The 17,109-nt window shown below is 57.2% G+C and carries 21 protein-coding genes; 9 read left to right on the top strand and 12 right to left on the bottom strand.

What is annotated here, in order from left to right; all coding sequences use genetic code 11:
* Positions 1-162: 162 nt before the first annotated feature.
* Positions 163-1,092 carry a YihY/virulence factor BrkB family protein gene (locus IQ254_RS22815; RefSeq protein WP_193968452.1) on the bottom strand — a complete coding sequence of 310 codons (930 nt, stop codon included), beginning with the start codon at positions 1,090-1,092 and terminating at the stop codon, positions 163-165.
* An 89-nt stretch (positions 1,093-1,181) separates the two neighbouring features.
* Positions 1,182-2,354, bottom strand: a complete 1,173-nt coding sequence (locus tag IQ254_RS22810; protein ID WP_193968454.1) for a histidine kinase — start codon at positions 2,352-2,354, stop codon at positions 1,182-1,184.
* A 439-nt stretch (positions 2,355-2,793) separates the two neighbouring features.
* On the opposite strand from IQ254_RS22810, the gene IQ254_RS22805 reads away from it, so the two are divergent.
* Both IQ254_RS22805 and IQ254_RS22800 read left to right on the top strand, forming a co-directional pair.
* Complete coding sequence (locus IQ254_RS22805) at positions 2,794-3,351, top strand: hypothetical protein (protein ID WP_193968451.1); 558 nt, start codon at positions 2,794-2,796, stop codon at positions 3,349-3,351.
* Positions 3,352-3,452: 101 nt separating this feature from the next.
* Entirely contained in the window at positions 3,453-3,878 is a 426-nt protein-coding gene (locus tag IQ254_RS22800) for a hypothetical protein (protein ID WP_193968450.1), read from the top strand.
* A gap of 11 nt (positions 3,879-3,889) precedes the next feature.
* Here IQ254_RS22800 and IQ254_RS31765 read toward each other — a convergent pair whose 3' ends face one another.
* Genes IQ254_RS31765 through IQ254_RS33230 form a run of 3 tightly spaced genes read right to left on the bottom strand, consistent with a single transcriptional unit; the run spans position 3,890 to position 4,911 of the window.
* Complete coding sequence (locus IQ254_RS31765) at positions 3,890-4,063, bottom strand: hypothetical protein (RefSeq protein ID WP_228041006.1); 174 nt, start codon at positions 4,061-4,063, stop codon at positions 3,890-3,892.
* A 42-nt stretch (positions 4,064-4,105) separates the two neighbouring features.
* A complete protein-coding gene (locus IQ254_RS31760; protein WP_228041005.1) occupies positions 4,106-4,264 on the bottom strand; it encodes an FAD-dependent oxidoreductase in 159 nt (52 codons plus the stop codon).
* On the bottom strand, positions 4,255-4,911 hold the full coding sequence (locus tag IQ254_RS33230; protein WP_313887537.1) for an FAD-dependent oxidoreductase: 657 nt from the start codon (positions 4,909-4,911) through the stop codon (positions 4,255-4,257). Before IQ254_RS33230 ends, IQ254_RS31760 begins: the two co-directional genes overlap by 10 nt.
* Here IQ254_RS33230 and IQ254_RS33225 point away from each other — a divergent pair.
* Both IQ254_RS33225 and IQ254_RS22785 read left to right on the top strand, forming a co-directional pair.
* Entirely contained in the window at positions 4,901-5,446 is a 546-nt protein-coding gene (locus IQ254_RS33225) for a hypothetical protein (protein WP_228041004.1), read from the top strand. The two genes, IQ254_RS33230 and IQ254_RS33225, sit on opposite strands and share 11 nt — an antisense overlap.
* An 813-nt stretch (positions 5,447-6,259) precedes the next feature.
* Positions 6,260-6,769: an inorganic diphosphatase gene (locus IQ254_RS22785; protein ID WP_193968449.1), complete on the top strand. Its 510-nt coding sequence runs from the start codon at positions 6,260-6,262 to the stop codon at positions 6,767-6,769.
* Between the two features lie 112 nt (positions 6,770-6,881).
* Here the strand turns inward: IQ254_RS22785 and IQ254_RS22780 are convergent, their stop codons facing one another.
* The 3 genes from IQ254_RS22780 to IQ254_RS22770 all read right to left on the bottom strand — a co-directional run bounded on the left by IQ254_RS22780 (position 6,882) and on the right by IQ254_RS22770 (position 8,215).
* On the bottom strand, positions 6,882-7,181 hold the full coding sequence (locus tag IQ254_RS22780; RefSeq protein WP_193968448.1) for a ferredoxin: 300 nt from the start codon (positions 7,179-7,181) through the stop codon (positions 6,882-6,884).
* A 490-nt stretch (positions 7,182-7,671) separates the two neighbouring features.
* Positions 7,672-7,857: a DUF4278 domain-containing protein gene (locus IQ254_RS22775; RefSeq protein ID WP_193968447.1), complete on the bottom strand. Its 186-nt coding sequence runs from the start codon at positions 7,855-7,857 to the stop codon at positions 7,672-7,674.
* A 193-nt stretch (positions 7,858-8,050) separates the two neighbouring features.
* Entirely contained in the window at positions 8,051-8,215 is a 165-nt protein-coding gene (locus IQ254_RS22770; protein ID WP_193968446.1) for a hypothetical protein, read from the bottom strand.
* 116 nt (positions 8,216-8,331) lie between these two features.
* Between IQ254_RS22770 and IQ254_RS22765 the strand changes: the two genes are divergently transcribed.
* Positions 8,332-9,768, top strand: coding sequence for an FAD-binding domain-containing protein (locus tag IQ254_RS22765; RefSeq protein ID WP_193968445.1), 1,437 nt, complete (start codon positions 8,332-8,334; stop codon positions 9,766-9,768).
* Between the two features lie 330 nt (positions 9,769-10,098).
* Here IQ254_RS22765 and IQ254_RS22760 read toward each other — a convergent pair whose 3' ends face one another.
* A complete protein-coding gene (locus tag IQ254_RS22760; protein ID WP_193968444.1) occupies positions 10,099-10,950 on the bottom strand; it encodes an RMD1 family protein in 852 nt (283 codons plus the stop codon).
* Between the two features lie 42 nt (positions 10,951-10,992).
* Entirely contained in the window at positions 10,993-11,673 is a 681-nt protein-coding gene (locus IQ254_RS22755; protein WP_193968443.1) for a hypothetical protein, read from the bottom strand.
* A 208-nt stretch (positions 11,674-11,881) separates the two neighbouring features.
* Here IQ254_RS22755 and IQ254_RS22750 point away from each other — a divergent pair, with 208 nt between their 5' ends.
* The 3 genes from IQ254_RS22750 (at position 11,882) to IQ254_RS22740 (ending at position 14,755) form a co-directional block, all read left to right on the top strand.
* Positions 11,882-12,853, top strand: coding sequence for a hypothetical protein (locus IQ254_RS22750; RefSeq protein WP_193968442.1), 972 nt, complete (start codon positions 11,882-11,884; stop codon positions 12,851-12,853).
* A 65-nt stretch (positions 12,854-12,918) separates the two neighbouring features.
* On the top strand, positions 12,919-13,644 hold the full coding sequence (locus IQ254_RS22745) for a hypothetical protein (protein ID WP_193968441.1): 726 nt from the start codon (positions 12,919-12,921) through the stop codon (positions 13,642-13,644).
* A 13-nt stretch (positions 13,645-13,657) separates the two neighbouring features.
* Entirely contained in the window at positions 13,658-14,755 is a 1,098-nt protein-coding gene (locus IQ254_RS22740) for a HEAT repeat domain-containing protein (RefSeq protein ID WP_193968440.1), read from the top strand.
* Between the two features lie 41 nt (positions 14,756-14,796).
* On the opposite strand, the gene IQ254_RS22735 is transcribed toward IQ254_RS22740, so the two are convergent.
* Complete coding sequence (locus IQ254_RS22735) at positions 14,797-14,973, bottom strand: hypothetical protein (RefSeq protein WP_193968439.1); 177 nt, start codon at positions 14,971-14,973, stop codon at positions 14,797-14,799.
* A 103-nt stretch (positions 14,974-15,076) separates the two neighbouring features.
* Between IQ254_RS22735 and IQ254_RS22730 the strand changes: the two genes are divergently transcribed.
* A complete protein-coding gene (locus IQ254_RS22730) occupies positions 15,077-16,018 on the top strand; it encodes a glycosyltransferase family 2 protein (RefSeq protein ID WP_193968438.1) in 942 nt (313 codons plus the stop codon).
* A gap of 28 nt (positions 16,019-16,046) precedes the next feature.
* Here the strand turns inward: IQ254_RS22730 and IQ254_RS22725 are convergent.
* On the bottom strand, positions 16,047-17,109 hold a 1,063-nt coding region (locus tag IQ254_RS22725), incomplete at its 5' end, for a glycoside hydrolase family 38 C-terminal domain-containing protein (protein WP_228041002.1).

Below are 17,109 nucleotides of genomic sequence, written 5' to 3'. Positions count from 1 at the left end.
GGACGTCCTGGCAGGATGAATCCGTGACGGCCCGTTATGCCCCTGCCTAATCGAGCGGTCCAGCCAGGGGGCACTCTCTTTTGAGCTGGCTTTCATTGACATTTAAGATAATCGCTGCTCCCTAGCCCTAAGGACTAGGATCTAAACTTGCGCCGTGGAGTACTAGTCTCGGCGTTTAATTTTGAACGAGTCAAAGGATGGCGGCGGTGGTACCGAGGACATGCTCCAGGGGCGGCTAGCCCCGGCTCGATGGCGTATCAGGCTGAGGTTAACTTGAGCTCCTAGTGGTACCAGCCAAATGCATCCGTACAGTACTCCTAAGTTGATCCCCAGAGTGAGCAATAAGCCGTAGGCAATGTTCTGTTGGGCTAGCCAGCTGAGCGCCCAAGACCGTAGTCCTAAAAGACCCAGACCCAGGGCCAACACCAGCCTGACACCGGCCCACAGGGGTAGGCCCGGTGTCCAGCGTTGAGCCACGAGGCGATATCCTAGCCCCAGGCCCAGCGCTACGCTTCCCAAGGCCAAGGCCCAGCGGCTTAGTCGCCATACCCACTGGGTGAAACCGGGTTGGGCGACATGCTCACCATTGCGATCTACTAAGGCAAAGATGATGACTCCTATTCCCAGACCCATCAGCGTTATCCCCCAGGGCAGCAGTCGAGTCCGCCAGCGATGGGGCTGGGTCGAGCCATTACTGTAAACCAGAGTTATCAGTCGAATTAGCTTTTGGGTGCCGCTTACCAGGCAGACCCAGGCCACTAAACTCAGGAGTCCCAGTTGCCAAACCCCAACGCTGGACCGAGAAGCTGGGGGGTTCGGCTCGGAGACGGCCAGGGCCAGGGTGGTTTGAACGCTGTGGGCAAGGCCTAAGACGGCGGGGGGTAGGGCATGGGTTTGGTGCCACTGCAGTAACCCAAAGCTCAGCCCCAGCAGCCCCAGTAGCCAGAAAAAGGCTACCGCTGCGCCGACCTCGCTCCAACGCGATCGCGCCGCCTGAGTCCATACCTCCCGCCAGAGGCGACCGTTACCGTAGACGGCCAGGCTGCTCACCCAGAGGGTAGGGCTAAGGTGGTGCCAAAAACGTTTTGCCATGGCCCCTATCTTGCCATAGGCCCAGGGGTTTGGCGCAGCGGGTAAACCGGATGTGGTCGTCATCCGGTTGGTTGCCCACCGCTGGGTGCCTAGGCGCGGTAGACCGGGAGCGTGAAATAAAATGAGCTGCCCGTGTTCGGGGCTGACTCCACCCAAATTTGGCCATAGTGAGCCCGAATGATGCGTTGGCAAAGCGCCAACCCCAGGCCATAGCCCTCCTGAGTGACATCTCGTTGGAGACGATAACTTTCCTCAAAAATTTTTTCTCGGTTCTCTTGGGGCACTCCAGGCCCGGTGTCAACCACGTTTATCTGCACCTTTTGGGTCGTGCGGTGGAGAGCAATAATCGAGACCTGGCCTCCGACGGGGGTGTATTTAATGGCGTTGTCGAGCAGGTTCGTGATGACCCGCTTGACCTGGGTGCCATCGGCGTAGACCGTGGGCAGATCTTGGGGAATCTCGGTGGTGAGGATCTGCTGTTTCTCCTGCAGACGATTTTGAAAGGCTTCGACCACCTCTAGGCACAGGGTGGGTAGATCGAGCTCTTGCGGAATGATGGGCAACTCCATCGATGCGCCTCGGGCGGCCTTGAGAATGTCGGTGATCATGCGGTTGATCGCCCGAATCTGAGTCTTGGCATGTTTCAGCAGCTGCCCAGTCAGTTCTGGGGTCAGGGTGATCTGCCGAGTCTGGTTGGGTGCATAACCCAGCTCGAGGGTTTCTACAGCAATGGAGGCGGCAGTGAGCGGATTGCGCAGGTCGTGGGCCATCATGGCGATGATGCGATCCTTGAAGCGCAGCTGCGCTTCCATTTCCTCGCGGGTCTGGTTGAGGCGAAAGATTTCATCTGACAGCCGCATTAGCTCGGCTGAGTAGACAAGCGGGTTGCCTTCGTCAGCGGGCAGTTCGGTAAAACTATTGGGGTCAGTCTCCGCCTGGTTGATAGCCTCTAGATGTTCCTGCTGCCACTTGGGCCACCACCGTTCTAGCTGGTTAACAATGTTGCTACCCGCCAGCATTTGCTGAGGCGCTGGGGAAATTTTAATCAGGGCGGGGCTAGCTACCAGTTTGTAATGCTCGGCCAGGTAAGGCTGTTCACCGATGTCTACGACGTCTAGATTAAATTCAAAGTGAGTTTCTAAGGTTTTCAGGTATTGCTTGATCTGTCGCACCTGCTGGGCCAAGCTGGGCCGCTTATCAATAAATAGCAGCAGCTTTAGGGGTACCCGAGCGTCATCTAAGGAAGTGGAGGACCCCTCCATCACCATCTGTTAAACCTCTGAAAACCAGCTTCTCCTCATAATTTTACCCTGACTCTTCAGCTCTCCACTGCCCAATCTGAGCATCGTTAGTGATTTTGACCAGTTGCAGAGCTGGCCCATGGGTAGATGCACCCTGGCGAGATTGGCCCAATACTAAGGTTGTGGGTCAAAGCCTGGGTGGTGTAATGCCATCGCCTAGGATGGCATCCGTAAAGCGACTGATCGATGCCGCAATCACCGTGACTAAATCACTAAAAAGAGTTGTTACGGTTCATACCGTTCGGGTTGGTTGGGTTCACTGATTCTATTACATTGAAGCTAAGGTCAACGGCTGGAAAAGGCCGCAAAATCAGGCCTAAAGGCGCTTAGCCACGACTGTATTTGAGATATCACCACCACTGTCTCAAGATCGAAAAACTAAATCAAGGGGGTAAATGGAATGGCTGTCAAAACGATTAAATCTGTGCTGTTCTCCTCCCTGGTAAAACCATTTTTGAGCCAGGGGCGAAGGCCCGCGCGTGTCCCTCTGGCTGTCTTGCTGCTAGGGGCCGCGATCGCGGCTTGGGGGGCAACAACACCGGCCCAGGCTGATTCCTTGACAGTGGCTCAAACCGGCGCTGAGTCGGTGTTGCCAGCGGCCGAGCGCTATCTGTTTGGCCAAACCCCCCAGCCTGACCAGATTGGTCAAGGCTATGTCGTGCTTGAGCGCACTGGCGATCGCGTCTATGGGGCGCTGTACTACCCCAGCTCCTCCTTCGACTGTTTCTATGGTCAAGTGCAGGGCTCTGAGGTGGCGATGACCATCATCAACAGCTACGACCAAGAGGCCTATCCCTATAGCTTAGCCCTAGCCGAGGGCCCTGCCGTGGCTACAGTCGGCTCTACGGGTGAGTCATTGCCGTTTAGCCTCGATGGTTTTTATGCCATTGATACCCTCAGCGATAACGACCATCGCATGCTCGATCAGTGCCGTGCTGCGGTAACGCCGATGCTCTGAGAGGTTCACGCTCTAAATGTTGAGATAGGCGTTACCCAGTTAACTGTTGTAGCAAGAGTGCTGGTCTATGCTTAAGATTCTCTCTATTCGTTGCAGGTCGCGTGAACGCAGCAGAACAAGCCAACAGCATTGAATTTGCCACTAAGATTGCCGCTGTGGTCGGTCTCTTTAAGACAGAGTTTCCTGACCTCAAGGCCGATCTTAAACCCTGGGCAAACGACCCCGATACCCGCGATTTAGTTGATCCCGACTCGATTGATGTTGGATTTCACTTTCCGGGGGTGAGTCGTTTGTTTCAGTGTCGCAGTCTGCTGGTGCAGATTCGGCTCTATACCGATGCAGAAACGGGCGATCGCCGGGTAATTGGCCTTGACTTGGCTGGCTTTGACCACCGGGGCAAGTGTTGGGGTCTGTCTACGATCGACAACTGGGCCTTTGCGGGCAGTATGACTCCCGACCCCACCTGTCGTGAACGGTTGCGGCGCTGTTGCCGCCAGGTTTTCGCGCTGTTTAACCCCGGTGGCTAGCCCGACAGTTGCTACCAGCGGGTGCGGAGCCCCTGCTGGCCCATGACCTCTTGCAGCACCGGCATCGAACCGCTGGGGATCACCTCGGATGGGTCATTGACGGTGGCATTGGCAGACATGAGCCAGCCGGCCGTTACCCCTGCCGCTGCCCCGGTCTGCCACTCGCCGTAGTGAATTCGGGTCATAGCATTGGCAATGTGGGTGGTTGCTATGGCCTTGCCGCCAATCTACAGGTTATCGACCCCCTGGGGAATCAGACTTTCTAAGGGCAGTTGCAGGGGCTTAACGTGGGGCTCTTGGGCCGGGGCGTTGATGGCTTCACCGGAAGGGTGCCAGTTGCGGTATCGGCAGCCGTGAATGTCGATGGCGTAGTGAGTCAGGCCCACGGTGGTGGCACTATGGTGCGCCAGCGGCTCTCCGGCGCGCTGGGCCGGGTATCGCTCAAGAGTTGCTCTGCCGCCTGGGCCCCAGCCTGGGGCGGAAAACACAACCGCCCGACCCAGCAGCTATTGATATCGGCCACCGATCGCGATCGGCCGCTGGGGCTCCAGGCGGGTAGCTCGACCACCTGTTGTTTGACCAACTGGTGAAACCGCTGCCAACTGGGCGATAGGTTATTGGCCTGGCGCATGCGTCGCGATTCATCGAGGGCAGACACCCCCTGGGAGCTGATCTGGCCCCCCAGCCAGGGCGAGACTTCGATCAGGCAGGTGGTGGCTCCGGTGGCCATGGCATGGGCCGCGGCGGCTACCCCCCCGAGGGATCCACTAATAACGGCTACCTGGCAATGCCAGACCTCTTCAAACTTTGGCAGTGGGTCTAGGTGGGGGCGACCGTTAAGCAATAAGGGCTGGGGCAAACGACTGGGCCCCAGGGTCGAGCTAAGGGGAATGCTGGTTTCGGGTAGGGGCTCGGCGGACCAGCGAGAGGCGCCGAGCCCTGCGATCGCGCCGATGCCAAACATGATGACGACTAAGCCCGAGAGACGGTGCCAGTGAATATGCGGCTGAGCTGGCCTGAAATTGCCCTTCACAGTGTTTTTGGGTCAACGCTGCCAAGGTTTTAGCACAGCTTTTGGCTCTGCGATCGCCCTGGGGCATGCTCCTTTACAGAATGCGCCAGGGCGAGATGAACCTGGTAAAGTAGCCACAGATTTGCTCACTGCTGACCCTATGACCCCCGACTCTCCCCTGACCCTTGACGCCGCTGCCCGTCCATTGATGGGGGCAACAGCCGAAGACGCCATGCCGCTGTTGTCGGTCGAGGCAGTGCAAAAATACCTCAATCGATCGCGGGCATCGGTCTATCGCTATGCCAACACCGACCCTGACCTGCTCAACCCCCCCTACGACTCGACTAAGCTCAACCCCGAGGTGCGCCGCGACAAAGATGATCCCCTCGAATTTCGTCCCCAAGAGGTGCGCCGGTTTGCCGAAGAGGTGCTCGGTCTCCACCCAACCATCCAGATACAGCCCCCTGAAGAGACCCTCACCCACGACCTGATGCGGCAGATGCTGCAGGAACTGCGAGCCATCCGTGAGTTGTTGGAAGGTAGGGAGATGGAGTGATGGGGCGATCAGGCCGTGGGCGCTCTAGATGTTTCTGATACTTGCCCGGTCTCCCGCCTGCCTGACCGTTCCAATTCCTTGCCTTCAGGGAAATAGCCGTAATTTCCCCAAAACTGTCGGGAATAATAGCTTTGAAACTGGTTTAAACCTAGGGTATTCATCCATTGGGATTGAGCTTTAGGGATAATTAATGTCATGGATTGATTGCTATAACGTTGCATATGGTTTTGCTGGAACCGTTTTGTCGGCTCATGTCGTCGATAATCTCATCTATCGAGAGTGAACGACGAGGGTGATCTCAGCTAAGACTCACCAGCAACGGTTAGGTATGTGGGATTCTCTGAGCCTTGACGGTTCTGTCACTGCCTCAGACGACGATCCTTTGTTGATTTCTGTTACTACACTGTATGGACTCTGCCAGTCAACCTGACACCCCTGCGGGGGAACCTCCTAGTTTCTCATCCAACTTGTTAGGGGTATTAATCGCGGTCTTGACCCTAACCTTGCCGCTATTTGTCGTCGCCCATTTCTCTTCAGCCACTACCCAACTCGAACGACCGCCAACCTTTGTGGTACCCACCTCGGCGCATCGATAGCGCGATGATGACCTAGTTGTATTGCCCAAGTTGCAAGGCCTGAGAGCCTTTATTTCATCAGGCATGTTGCTTCTGTGCGGAAAGTGAGCCACGGCCCCGTAGAATACTATGTCGGAAGGGCACGTGCTAGAGCCTGCTGGCTGTCTCCTTGGGGCGGCGACCGGGTGGCTAGGGCTTGCCATGCAGCGTCAATTTGTTATCCATTTGGAGTAGTGTTGTGGACCTATCTCGGATTCCAGCCCAGCCCGAGCCTGGACTGCTGAACGTGCTGGTCGAAATTACTGGCGGCAGCAAAAATAAGTATGAATTTGACAAAGATCTAAATGCCTTTATTCTTGACCGGGTGTTGTTTTCGTCGGTGAAATACCCCTATGACTACGGCTTTGTGCCCAATACCCTGGCCGACGATGGCGACCCCCTCGACGGTATGGTGCTGATGGATGAGCCCACCTTCCCGGGCTGTGTCATTGCCGCGCGACCCATCGGCATGCTGGAGATGATTGACGGCGGCGATCGCGACGAAAAAATTCTCTGCGTGCCAGCCGAAGACCCCCGCTATGCCAATGTCAAATCGCTAGATGATGTGGCCTCCCACCGACTCGATGAAATCGCCGAATTTTTCCGCTCTTACAAAAACTTGGAAAAAAAGGTGACCGAAATCTTGGGTTGGCAAAACGTCGATAAAGTGGCGGCCCTAGTGGATCAGTGCGTGGCAGCGGCTAAATAGCCCAGTCGTTGCTAGGTGACTCAGCTACAAAAGAAGGATGCTTAGTTGTCTAAGCATCCTTCTTTTGTGGGTCAGGCCCCTTGGATAAGGCCAACGGTTGCAGCCCTAAACCCTAGTAGAGCTCTTCTTCCTGGTGGGTCATGATGGTGCAGTCAGAGGTGGGGTAGGCAACACAGGTCAGCACGTACCCAGCGCCAATCTGATCGTCATCCAAGAAAGACTGGTCGGACTGATCGACGGTGCCAGCGGTGATCTTACCAGCACAGGTGGAGCAAGCTCCAGCCCGGCAGGAGTACGGCAGATCTAGACCCTGCTCCTCAGCGGCATCCAGAATATAGGTATCGTCATCGACGTCGATGGTCTGGTTGAGCCCTTCAGCCTCGTTGATCAACGTAACCTTAAAGGTGGCCATGGTGCTATCCTCTCGTCAAATATAGAATTCAAGTCGATCTATAAACCACAGAACAGCCTCAGGATAAGGTTTCCAGGTTTTGCTCTGGGAAGATCTAACACAATCTAGATACTACGGGAAAACCTGTAGCCTGTCTTGCCTTTTTGGGGTCTGGTTGAACGGGATTCGTAATCAAACTAATTAGTAATGGATTAGTTTGCTTATAGTTTCAGGATCCTAAACGTTAGATAGTGGCGGCTGCCATGATTTTGATGCAGGCTTTAGGGCTAGAGACAGCGCCGAGAGCGCCGAAAAGGAGGCAGTCTGGAGCGCAAAAAAAAGGCAGACTGACTCGTCAGTCTACCTTAGTCGCGGATCAGGCATGTTTGGTGTCTAACCCAGCCGCTTCACAGAGTATTCCACCTAAAAAAACATTCCGATCAGGAACGCGAACTCGGCCCAATGGGCCGGTTGCGGAGAGACACCGGATAGGTATTCAGTTGGAACACGCTTAGACTGCTTGCGTGTAATGGACTCCACGGTAGGTGAGTTGAACGGCAGAGGAGTGGGCGCTTTGGCGGCGAAAATGCCGCCGGGTCAGAGGCGCTCCCCGATAGGTGCCGATGGTTTCTACCCCATCGCTTTGCACCTGGGGCTGTTGAACATCGTACTCAGCACCGCGGTAAGACAGTTTCATAGCAAATACTCCATAGCAGGAACTCGGTATAGCGTTAGCGCTGGGCTACCGCCGTTGTGCCACATCCAGCTAGGCCGCGCGGGAATGGGTCAAGTTGGATTAAAGTGTAGCAACAGCTACATTTTAGGCGGCATAAATTTAGGTCGGCAAGATCGGCTATCGCTACCGTAATGAATATTATTGGGCTGGCAGCTTAGGCTTTGTAACTGTTTTCGGCCACCTGGAGATTGAACTCGGCCTGGGTCAACATAGCGGCCACTTGGCAGGCCATCTCGGGGGGCAGGGAGGGTTGGCTCTCAGCTAAAAAATCGAGGTAGCCGTTGAAAGTTCTGATGATGATCTGTTTGTTTTGCAGCATGGGCGTTCTCCTTGGTGTGAGCGGTTGGGGCCGCATCTGCCCATCATAAAAGCTCCTAGGCCAGGTCGCTAATGTCGTTATACTGAATCGGTTTGCTGCGGGAAGGGGCTGTACCAATGGCCGATTTAGTCTTGTTTTGGCATCGGCGCGATCTGCGCCTGGGAGATAATGTAGGGCTGGCGGCAGCCTGCGATCGCACCGCCAACGTCATCGGCCTATTTTGCCTCGACCCCGACATTCTCAGGGGCGACGACGTGGCTCCGGCCCGGGTAGCCTACATGATTGGCTGTCTAAAGGCTCTACAGGCAAGCTATGCCAAAGCGGGCGGACAGCTTTTAATTGTGCAGGGCGACCCGCGCCAGCAGATTCCTGCTCTGGCCCAGGCCCTCAAGGCCGATGCCATCTACTGGAACCGCGATGTTGAGCCCTACTCGCGCCAGCGGGATACCGATGTGGCCCAGGCGCTGAAAGCAGCTGGCATTGAGTTTCACACCAAATTTTGGGATCAGCTGCTGCACGCGCCGGGGGAGGTGCAAACCCAGGCTGGGGACCCCTACACGGTTTATACGCCCTTCTGGCGCAATTGGGTTAAGCACAACAAGGCGGCACCTCTACCGGCTCCCGAGGGGCTAAACGCGTTGACGGCCCAACAGCAAGATGCCGCTCAGCAGGCAGGCTGTATCGACCTACCCAGGGCCGCCGACCTGGGCTTTGCCTGGGAGAACGGTTTCCCCATCGAGCCCGGGGAAGCGGCGGCCCTGGCGCGGCTGGAAGAGTTTTGCGACGATGAACGCGCCATTGCCACCTACGACGAGCGGCGTAATTTTCCCTTTGTGGACGGCACCTCGCGGCTGAGTGCGGCGCTGAAATTTGGGGCGGTGGGCGTTCGCACGGTGTGGGCTGCCGCCGATGCGGCCTATGGTCGCTGCCGCAGCGATGAAACCCGCGACAACGTGCGCACCTGGCAGCAGGAACTGGCCTGGCGCGAGTTTTATCAGCAGGTGCTGTACTTTTTTCCGCAGCTGGCCGACGGCCCCTACCGATCGCAGTGGCAAGACTTTCCCTGGGTCAACGACAAAGATCACTTTGCCGCCTGGTGCCACGGGCGCACCGGCTACCCGATTGTGGATGCCGCCATGCGCCAGCTCAACGAAACCGGCTGGATGCACAACCGCTGTCGCATGATTGTGGCTAGCTTTTTGACCAAAGACCTGATCATCAACTGGCAGTGGGGTGAGAAGTATTTTATGCAGCACCTAGTCGATGGCGATCTGGCGGCCAACAACGGCGGCTGGCAGTGGAGCGCCTCCAGCGGCATGGACCCTAAGCCGCTGCGAATTTTTAACCCCGCTAGCCAGGCCCAGAAGTTTGACGGCGAGGCCGAGTACATTCGTCAGTGGGTGCCGGAGCTGAGGTCGGTGGATACCGGGCCCCTGGTAACGGGCAAGATTGCTGAGCAGGAGCGCGATCGCACCGGTTACCCTGCCCCCATCGTTGACCACAAAACCCAGCAGGCTCTATTTAAAGACAAGTACAAAGCCCAAAAAGCCTGATCCCCACCAACCCGGCGTTGCTGATTCAGAGTATGAATCGAAGGCTGAGCCCATTGAAGTCTCGTCCGAAATATCTCAGAATCATCCCTTAATTTAGCAACGCCGCTGATTACAGGTACGGTTAGCCCCTCATCTCCCACCCTTCTCCCTAGGGAGAAGGGAGCCAAACCTCTTATCCTTTCTCTCCTCGGGAGAGGGCTAGGGAGAGGGGGAAACTCTGACGAATCATAGGCTAATTCAGCATTGCCCGGAACCTCATTCACCAGATTCTAAAAGCCGTTATTCTGACTTTGCAGCGCCCTGCGCAGAAGGGTTCGATCAATTCTGGTTCTATCGCGTCAGGAGTTCATAGATGGCTAGCGCGATCTCAATCACAATCAAAATCGTGATGTACCACTCCACCCGGTGGCTACTGTTGCGCTGCAAGAGGTTCAGCGAGGTCTCCACCGTCCGAGAAATCAATGCCAGCTTTTGCTCTAAAATGACTAGCCGCTCCCTCAGCTCGTATTCGTCTTCAAGCCGCAGATACAGGCGATCGAGCGTGGGGTCATCCCATACCGGGTCGGGCTTTTCGCCCACCTCAACAATGCCAAACATCTTTTGCTGAATCAGCAGCGTACCGCCAATGTAGTTGAGCAAGTCTTCTTCCTTGGGCGATCGCACGTTTTTACCCTGAATGCCCAGGGTAAACGGCTTGATTGACTTAAAAATATCGGCAATCTCGATCTCGTAATAGTTCAGCACCACGCTCTTGCCCAGCGCTTCTGCCACAACTTGCAGTCGCTCAGCGCTGTAGTCTTGCAGCCAGAGCACGTTGCCCTCCAGACGCTCCTTGGCCTCAGGTCGAAAGGCGATCGATAGCTCTTCTGAGATATCTGACTCGATCGGTTCCACAATGTGAGGCCGCAGCATATCCAGCAGGGCATTTTCCTCATCGACACTGAGATCAAACGTGATAATGACGCCGTAGCGCAACAGCACGGCACAGCCCGTGGCCCCAGCGCGAATAATCAGTGGGTTGGTGGCTAGCAACTCGGCCCGATCTAGGGTTTTGAGCGACAGGCGTTCGCCCACAATTTGGGCGCGGGCCAGGATGGTTTCTTTGCTTGCCCAGTCGAGGTGAGTGGCGGGAGTCAGGGTTTGGGCAGCGGGTTGAGTCAAACTACTGTCGGCAGACGTCATAATAATGCGGGGCTCTGATGGATTGATTTAGCGGCTACAGACTTATCTTGGCACCGTACTGGTGAGGGTCTGGTGGGTGGTGAGTTCTAGGGGCGCGCTCCGCAACCGCTGACTCATGCGCAGCTGCTGATACAGCGGTCGCCAGTGCCAGAGCACATTGGCCAGGGCTTCCCACAGGGTCAGCCAGCCAAACACAGTTACGCCCTGGCTGAGCAACAGCGCACCAATGCCTGGGTCGGTAGTGGCATTGCGAACGTCGAGAAACACCGACAGCCCTAGCGCTCCGCCCCCCAGCAGCCCCAGTAAGACGGCGTCCCCGGCCAGTTTTTGCAGATCCTGGCGACGCACCTCCTCTAGATAGGCAAAGTAGCGCTGAATCGCTGTTTGCATGATGTCGGCAGAACCCCGAGGCGTGGGCTGATCGTCAAAGTCAGCCATTAAGTTGATGTTCAGCAACAGCGATTCGTCACCCAGCTCGGCTAGACGGGCAAACAAGTAATCGACAAAATCTTTGTTGAGATTGAGCACCGGGGATTTTTGGTCATCGAGCTCGTCGCCAAAGTTTTTCGGAAATCCCTCGAAGGGCATGAGCAGCGCCGTCGGTGAGCTGAGCTGCAGGCGCACGACGACGTGACCCTCGGGCGATCGCGTATAGCTATCGGCGAGCTGCTTTTCTTTCACCGTTCGACGGCGGGGCGGAAATAACCGAAAAACTCGTTTCACAGGCGCATCAACACATGAAGCATATATACAGCTTAAGTCTATGGCATTGGCTAGACGGCATCAAAATCGCCTCTGCGGCAAGCGTCCGCAGCCGTCGGTCGTTAGGCCAGCACGTCTTCAAAAAGACTACCCGCACGGGTAGTGTCAGTAATTCATAACAATTCCTAGGATGGCAACAGCTACGAACTAACCTCACACGAGGCTGAATATGCCAACCTATAACGATGATTTTGCCCTGACCAACGGGGCCGCCAACGTCACCATGGCGCTTTCTAACACCACCGGCACTGCGACTTTCGGCGGTAACGGGCCTGACGGCGAAATTATTTTGCGCGATGGCAGTGGCCAAAACCGCGTGTTTATCGATGCCAACGGCCAGCGCATGGAGCTGCGCAACAGCGGCGGCGAGATTATTTCCATGATCGGGGGCGGGGCCAACATGCGAGTCGGCACCAACGGTCAATCGGGCAATGCCTATTTCTACCCCGCCAGCGCGACCGATATTTTCAACAACGGTCAGGCCACCGTCACCATCGACGGCAACGGCGGCAACATTTTTGCCGGGGGCCAGGGCACCGATGGCGATCTGGTGCTGCGCAGCACCACCAACCAGGATCGCATTCGCCTGGATGCCGGGGGTGGCAACCTGTGGATGGGGGGCAATGGTGCCGACGGCGATATTGCGTTGTTTGCCGACAGCGGCGATAACACCACCCTCGATCAGGCCACCATTCACCTGAACGGCCAAAGCGGCGATATTATTCTGCAAAATGCCGACTGTGCCGAAGACTTTGAAGTAGACACCCTGGAGGCCGTAGAGCCCGGCACGGTGATGGCGATTAGTGACGGGGTGCGGCTGCGGGTGAGCGATCGCGCCTACGACCATCGCGTGGCGGGCATTGTGGCCGGAGCGGGCCACTATCGCCCCGGTATTATTTTGGGCCGCAAACCCGGCGGCACCAACCAGTTGCCCATCGCCCTCATGGGTCGCGTGTGCTGCAAAGTGGATGCTGACCAGGCTCCCATTCAGGTCGGCGATTTGCTCACCACCTCATCGACCCCGGGCCACGCCATGAAGGCCACCGACCCGACCCGCGCCTTTGGCACCGTGATTGGTAAAGCGCTGGCATCTCTGGAGCAGGGGCAAGGGCTGATTTCGGTGCTGGTGACCCTACAGTAACGGGGTTGCCTGGTTATTCAGGCTCTCGCCCAGGGGAGCCCTACGGTATTGAAGGATGTTTAACCATGAAAACTAGCCTTAGAGCTACGGCGGCCTCTTGCCTGGGGGTGAGCGGCAAACTCTCCGTTCGGCGAGATGTATTTGGCTACATTTGGGGGCCGATGGATCGGCGTCTGTCAGTCAAAACTCACTTGCAGCGCATTCGCGGCACGGCCTTTAATCTCTGCGTCTTTTTAGTCGGCCATGACCCCGGCTTCGGCGGCTGGTTCGACCAGGATGAAGCCCGTCAACCCCAGCATGCCATCGATGTCATGCGCGAGCTCTACGCCCAGGTCGGCGTCGGTGTGCGTAAGATTTACTGGCGATATATTCCTGTGGCCGAGGCCACGGGCTACTTTTCGCTGGATGGGGCCGAAGCCACCGACCTCACCGAAGATTTCTCTGGCCCCAACGACGGCCTGGATGTGTTTTATGTGCAGCTGATTACCGATGCCGGGGGCTGGAGCAAGCGCAACGGCTCCTGCGACAAAAATAAAACCGGCGAAAGAACCGGATCTGTGATCGAAGTGCAGGGTTCTAACAGCACCGCTTCCCTGAATTTTGGCGGCATTTTGCTGGCCCACGAAGTCGGCCACTACCTGGGCCTGGCCCACGCCGACACCATCACCAACGTTATGGGGAGCGACACCGACGGCGATGGCATCGGCACCATCAATTCCACCAGTGTCAACCTCACAACCAGCCAGGGCAACACCATGAAGGGTCACTGTTCGATTAAATCTGCCTGCTAACGGAGAAAACACCATGACTAATTTCACCATCGGGCCAGACAACTCGGGCCTTTCACCGACGCTGTTGCAGGCGATATCGGCCACGAGTTTGGAGGTTGAGCTGGATTTGCCCAGGCTGGCGGCCCAGGATCTAGCCGATTTAAAGGCCATTCTCAAGGGAGAAAAGCGCACCAATGTCCCGATCAGCACCAAGCGGGCCTTGAATGCCCTAGTGCGATCGGAGCGATCGCCCGAAACCCGAGCCATCACCGCCAGCATTTTGTCAGATTCTAGACAACCCAACCGAGTGCGGAGTTTAGCGGCGCTGAACTTGAGCCTGATGCCTGCCCCAGAGACAGAACGGGCGCTAATTCAGAATCTACAGGAAGCTAATACTCAGCTTCAGGCGTCGGTAGTGAGAAGCTTAGGACGCATCGGCACGGTTCAGGCCTTTGAACAACTCCAGCGGCTAGATACAGCCAGTGAACTGGTGAGGCGACAGGTGGCGTTTGCCAAGCAGACCATTGCCTATCGCTCTGACTCATCGGCGCCAGACCTGCAAGCGGAGCGCACCCGATTGCCCCTAGCCCAGCGGGATCAGCTCTCTGCCCCAGCCCGATCGACGACGGGTTGGGCTACCTTTTCAGCAAAACCCGTGACCGGTCACCCGGTGCAGGAAAAGGTTAGGAACATTTGGGGCTCAACCTATGGGTTGACCCTGAATCAAACCCTGGGGCTGGAGGTTGACTGCGGCACCGCCCAGCACTTTTTGTTTCTGCATGAGCGCCTACAGCAGGGGCGGTTTTTAGCGGGTCTGCGATCGCGCCCTAGCATCATCGGCCTGTTGGCCCCCGAGCCTGAACCTGAGCAGCATGTGACGATTCGCTATGTGCTGCTGGCCAACCCGTCTGACCAGGGGCTGGCACTGGCGGTCACGCGCACCAACGGAGATCTGGTCTATGGGGGCGATGGCACCCTAACGCGGGCAGGGTTGCGGTTTACCCTGCGAGATGTGGGGCCGACCCTGACTCCAACCGAGATTGTCGGGCAGGTGTCTGACGATGAGATTCAGCTGACCCTGAGAATTGGGCCAGAAAATTCTCGCCCGAAACGGCATGGGGTAGCGATTTGAATCGTGGCTTTCTTGCTCGTAACGGCTGGCTGGCGATCGCGCTAACCAGCCGTCGAGTAGATCATGGTTACTCGCCGATCGCTGCGCAGCTCCCGCTGCTGTTCCAATCTTTCCAGCGCGACATGCTGGGGTGACAGTTGCGCCGACTCCACCACCCAAAACCCTTTCCGTATGGTATGGCCGCTGGGCATGGGTTCAGGACGACCTGGAGTGAGCACCGACGGTATCGTGCTTATAGCGCTTGGCTGAGCATCCCGCTGGGCCTTGGGGAACCTTGGACATAGCCATAGGCTGAGCTAGCTAGCCAAGGGAGCACAAGCAATGAAATTTAGTCTGGTGATTACCACCTATAACCGACTGGAATTGCTCAAGCGGGCGATCGCCTGTGGGCTCAACCAAACCGTGCCCTGCGAGGTGGTGGTCGCCGACGATGCCTCTACCGATGGCACCGCAGAATATGTGCGCAGCCTGGGCGATCGCGTCGTTTACCACCGCAATGCCCACAACCTCAACCACGCCGCCACGGTAAATCATGGGGTGGCCGTTGCCAGCGGTGAGTGGGTCAAGTTTCTCGATGACGACGACTATCTCGCGCCAGATTGTATCGAGCGGATGGAAGCTGCGATCGCCCAGCATCCCCAGGCCGTGCTTTGCTCGTGTCGGGCCATCCAGGTAGACGAGCAGGGCACCGAGCTGCGCCGTACCGCGACCACAGGGCCTGGTCAGGTCTTTTATATTCCCCAGAGTGCCATCCACTACGGCATGCTGATGGATCAGGTGCCCTTTGGTACCCCGGCCCAGGTGGCCGCCCGCCGCGACGCCTTTTTGCAGGCGGGCGGCTGGGATACCACCATGACCACCAACTACGACGACATCGATGCCTGGGTGAAACTGGCTGACTTTGGCGATGCGCTGTTTATCAATGCATGCCTGGCCTATCGCACCCTTTGGCCCGGGGGCTACGAGCAAAAAATGTCGCTCACTCGGCGTATGGCGCTGAATTTGACCATCAAGGAGCGCATCTACGGGCGAGTGAGCGAGGGGTACCGCGATCGCATTCCCACCCTCGCAGCTCTGGGTCAATATCTGCATCTACACTGGGGTCTGGTGGCCCTACGTCAGCGCCAGGTAACCACCGCGATCTCGCTGCTGGCCCCCAGTGCCCTATCGCCTAAGGCATGGCAGCTACTGGCCCAGGCCCGCAGGCTGCGGGCTACCCCAGAGGCCGCTGGTCTGCTACCTCGCACCGTCTTAGTTCCCTAGGTGCTTAAAGCTCATCCAGAGTGGCTAGCTAGCCCTTAGCCTGACGGCACGCGATCTTCAGACCTTTGATCTGCCAAGGCGTTAGGGCTTCCCACTCCGCCGACTGGACCTGCTCTAGCAGGTTCACAGACACAATCACCTCCATCGGTAGATGGCCCCCGATAGTGAGATCGCCCTGGATACCGACGCTTTCGTAGCCACGCAGAATGTACTGGTGGTCTGAGTCTTCTGACTGCTTGAGAGCCGCCAGCACAAAGGAGGTGTCGCCTAAGTCGAGCCAACTTATGGCGGTGGGGCTATCGGGTAGGCCTGGAGAATGCTCTGACAAAAACATCTTGGATAAAACAGCTCGGATAGGCAGGTTGAAGTTGCGGGCTGCCTGAACGGTTTTGGCCTGCTGCCAGCCCTGGCCGTGGGGATAAATGGCATAGCTGAAGCTTTGCAGGCCGCGATCGCAGCCCGGATCAGGCCACAGCGGGGCTTTCAGCAGGGTCAAACGCAGCTGATTGGGGGTGGCATCAAACCCGTGCTTGTAGTCAGTGAGAATGCTGACCCCAAAGTCATCGTCGCCGAGGTCGGCCCAGCGCAGGGCAGGCACCTCCCATTTGGCCTGCTCTGCGGGGGTGGTGGGGTGAGTCGACCGCGCGATCGCCCCAAAGGGAATCTCATAGGTGGCTTGAGGGGCCGACACCGTCAGCGGAAACGCCACCTTGAGCACCACCTGGGTTTCGTGCCAGTCGACCTCGGTGTGAACCGCCAGCACGGGCGACCCCACATCCAAACAATAGTCCTGGGTAATTGTGGATTGATTCAGGGTATAGACAACGCGCACGGTCTGCCGCACTGGCCCCTGCTCGATCCACGCCATCCCCTGGAGCCGAATGTGGTCAAGGGGATGGTGTTGGTAGTCGGGGGCAATATTCCAGGCATCCCAGTACTGGCCCTGGTCTTTAAACAGCTGCAGCTGATTACCCTGGGTAGCAAAGGTTTCAGTGTTAGTAGCCTTGTGCAGCAGGCTCGCCATCTGGCCCGTGGCGGGGTCGAGGGTGGCGCGTAGGTACTCGTTCTCAAGTACCCACTGGGCCGGGGGC

Origin of the sequence: Nodosilinea sp. LEGE 07088 (assembly GCF_015207395.1) — a bacterium.
Taxonomy (GTDB): Bacteria; Cyanobacteriota; Cyanobacteriia; order Phormidesmidales; family Phormidesmidaceae; genus Nodosilinea.
The sequence above is the reverse complement of the archived record's forward strand: the minus strand, read 5'-3'. Positions and strand labels throughout refer to the sequence as shown.

What these genes read in the sequence shown, in the direction of transcription:
- IQ254_RS22815 (WP_193968452.1), bottom strand. Translation starts at nt 1,092, where the DNA reads ATGGCAAAACGTTTTTGGCACCACCTTAGCCCTACCCTCTGGGTGAGC.
- IQ254_RS22810 (WP_193968454.1), bottom strand. Translation starts at nt 2,354, where the DNA reads ATGGAGGGGTCCTCCACTTCCTTAGATGACGCTCGGGTACCCCTAAAG.
- IQ254_RS22805 (WP_193968451.1), top strand. Translation starts at nt 2,794, where the DNA reads ATGGCTGTCAAAACGATTAAATCTGTGCTGTTCTCCTCCCTGGTAAAA.
- IQ254_RS31765 (WP_228041006.1), bottom strand. Translation starts at nt 4,063, where the DNA reads ATGACCCGAATTCACTACGGCGAGTGGCAGACCGGGGCAGCGGCAGGG.
- IQ254_RS22780 (WP_193968448.1), bottom strand. Translation starts at nt 7,181, where the DNA reads ATGGCCACCTTTAAGGTTACGTTGATCAACGAGGCTGAAGGGCTCAAC.
- IQ254_RS22775 (WP_193968447.1), bottom strand. Translation starts at nt 7,857, where the DNA reads ATGAAACTGTCTTACCGCGGTGCTGAGTACGATGTTCAACAGCCCCAG.
- IQ254_RS22770 (WP_193968446.1), bottom strand. Translation starts at nt 8,215, where the DNA reads ATGCTGCAAAACAAACAGATCATCATCAGAACTTTCAACGGCTACCTC.
- IQ254_RS22765 (WP_193968445.1), top strand. Translation starts at nt 8,332, where the DNA reads ATGGCCGATTTAGTCTTGTTTTGGCATCGGCGCGATCTGCGCCTGGGA.
- IQ254_RS22760 (WP_193968444.1), bottom strand. Translation starts at nt 10,950, where the DNA reads ATGACGTCTGCCGACAGTAGTTTGACTCAACCCGCTGCCCAAACCCTG.
- IQ254_RS22750 (WP_193968442.1), top strand. Translation starts at nt 11,882, where the DNA reads ATGCCAACCTATAACGATGATTTTGCCCTGACCAACGGGGCCGCCAAC.
- IQ254_RS22745 (WP_193968441.1), top strand. Translation starts at nt 12,919, where the DNA reads ATGAAAACTAGCCTTAGAGCTACGGCGGCCTCTTGCCTGGGGGTGAGC.
- IQ254_RS22740 (WP_193968440.1), top strand. Translation starts at nt 13,658, where the DNA reads ATGACTAATTTCACCATCGGGCCAGACAACTCGGGCCTTTCACCGACG.
- IQ254_RS22730 (WP_193968438.1), top strand. Translation starts at nt 15,077, where the DNA reads ATGAAATTTAGTCTGGTGATTACCACCTATAACCGACTGGAATTGCTC.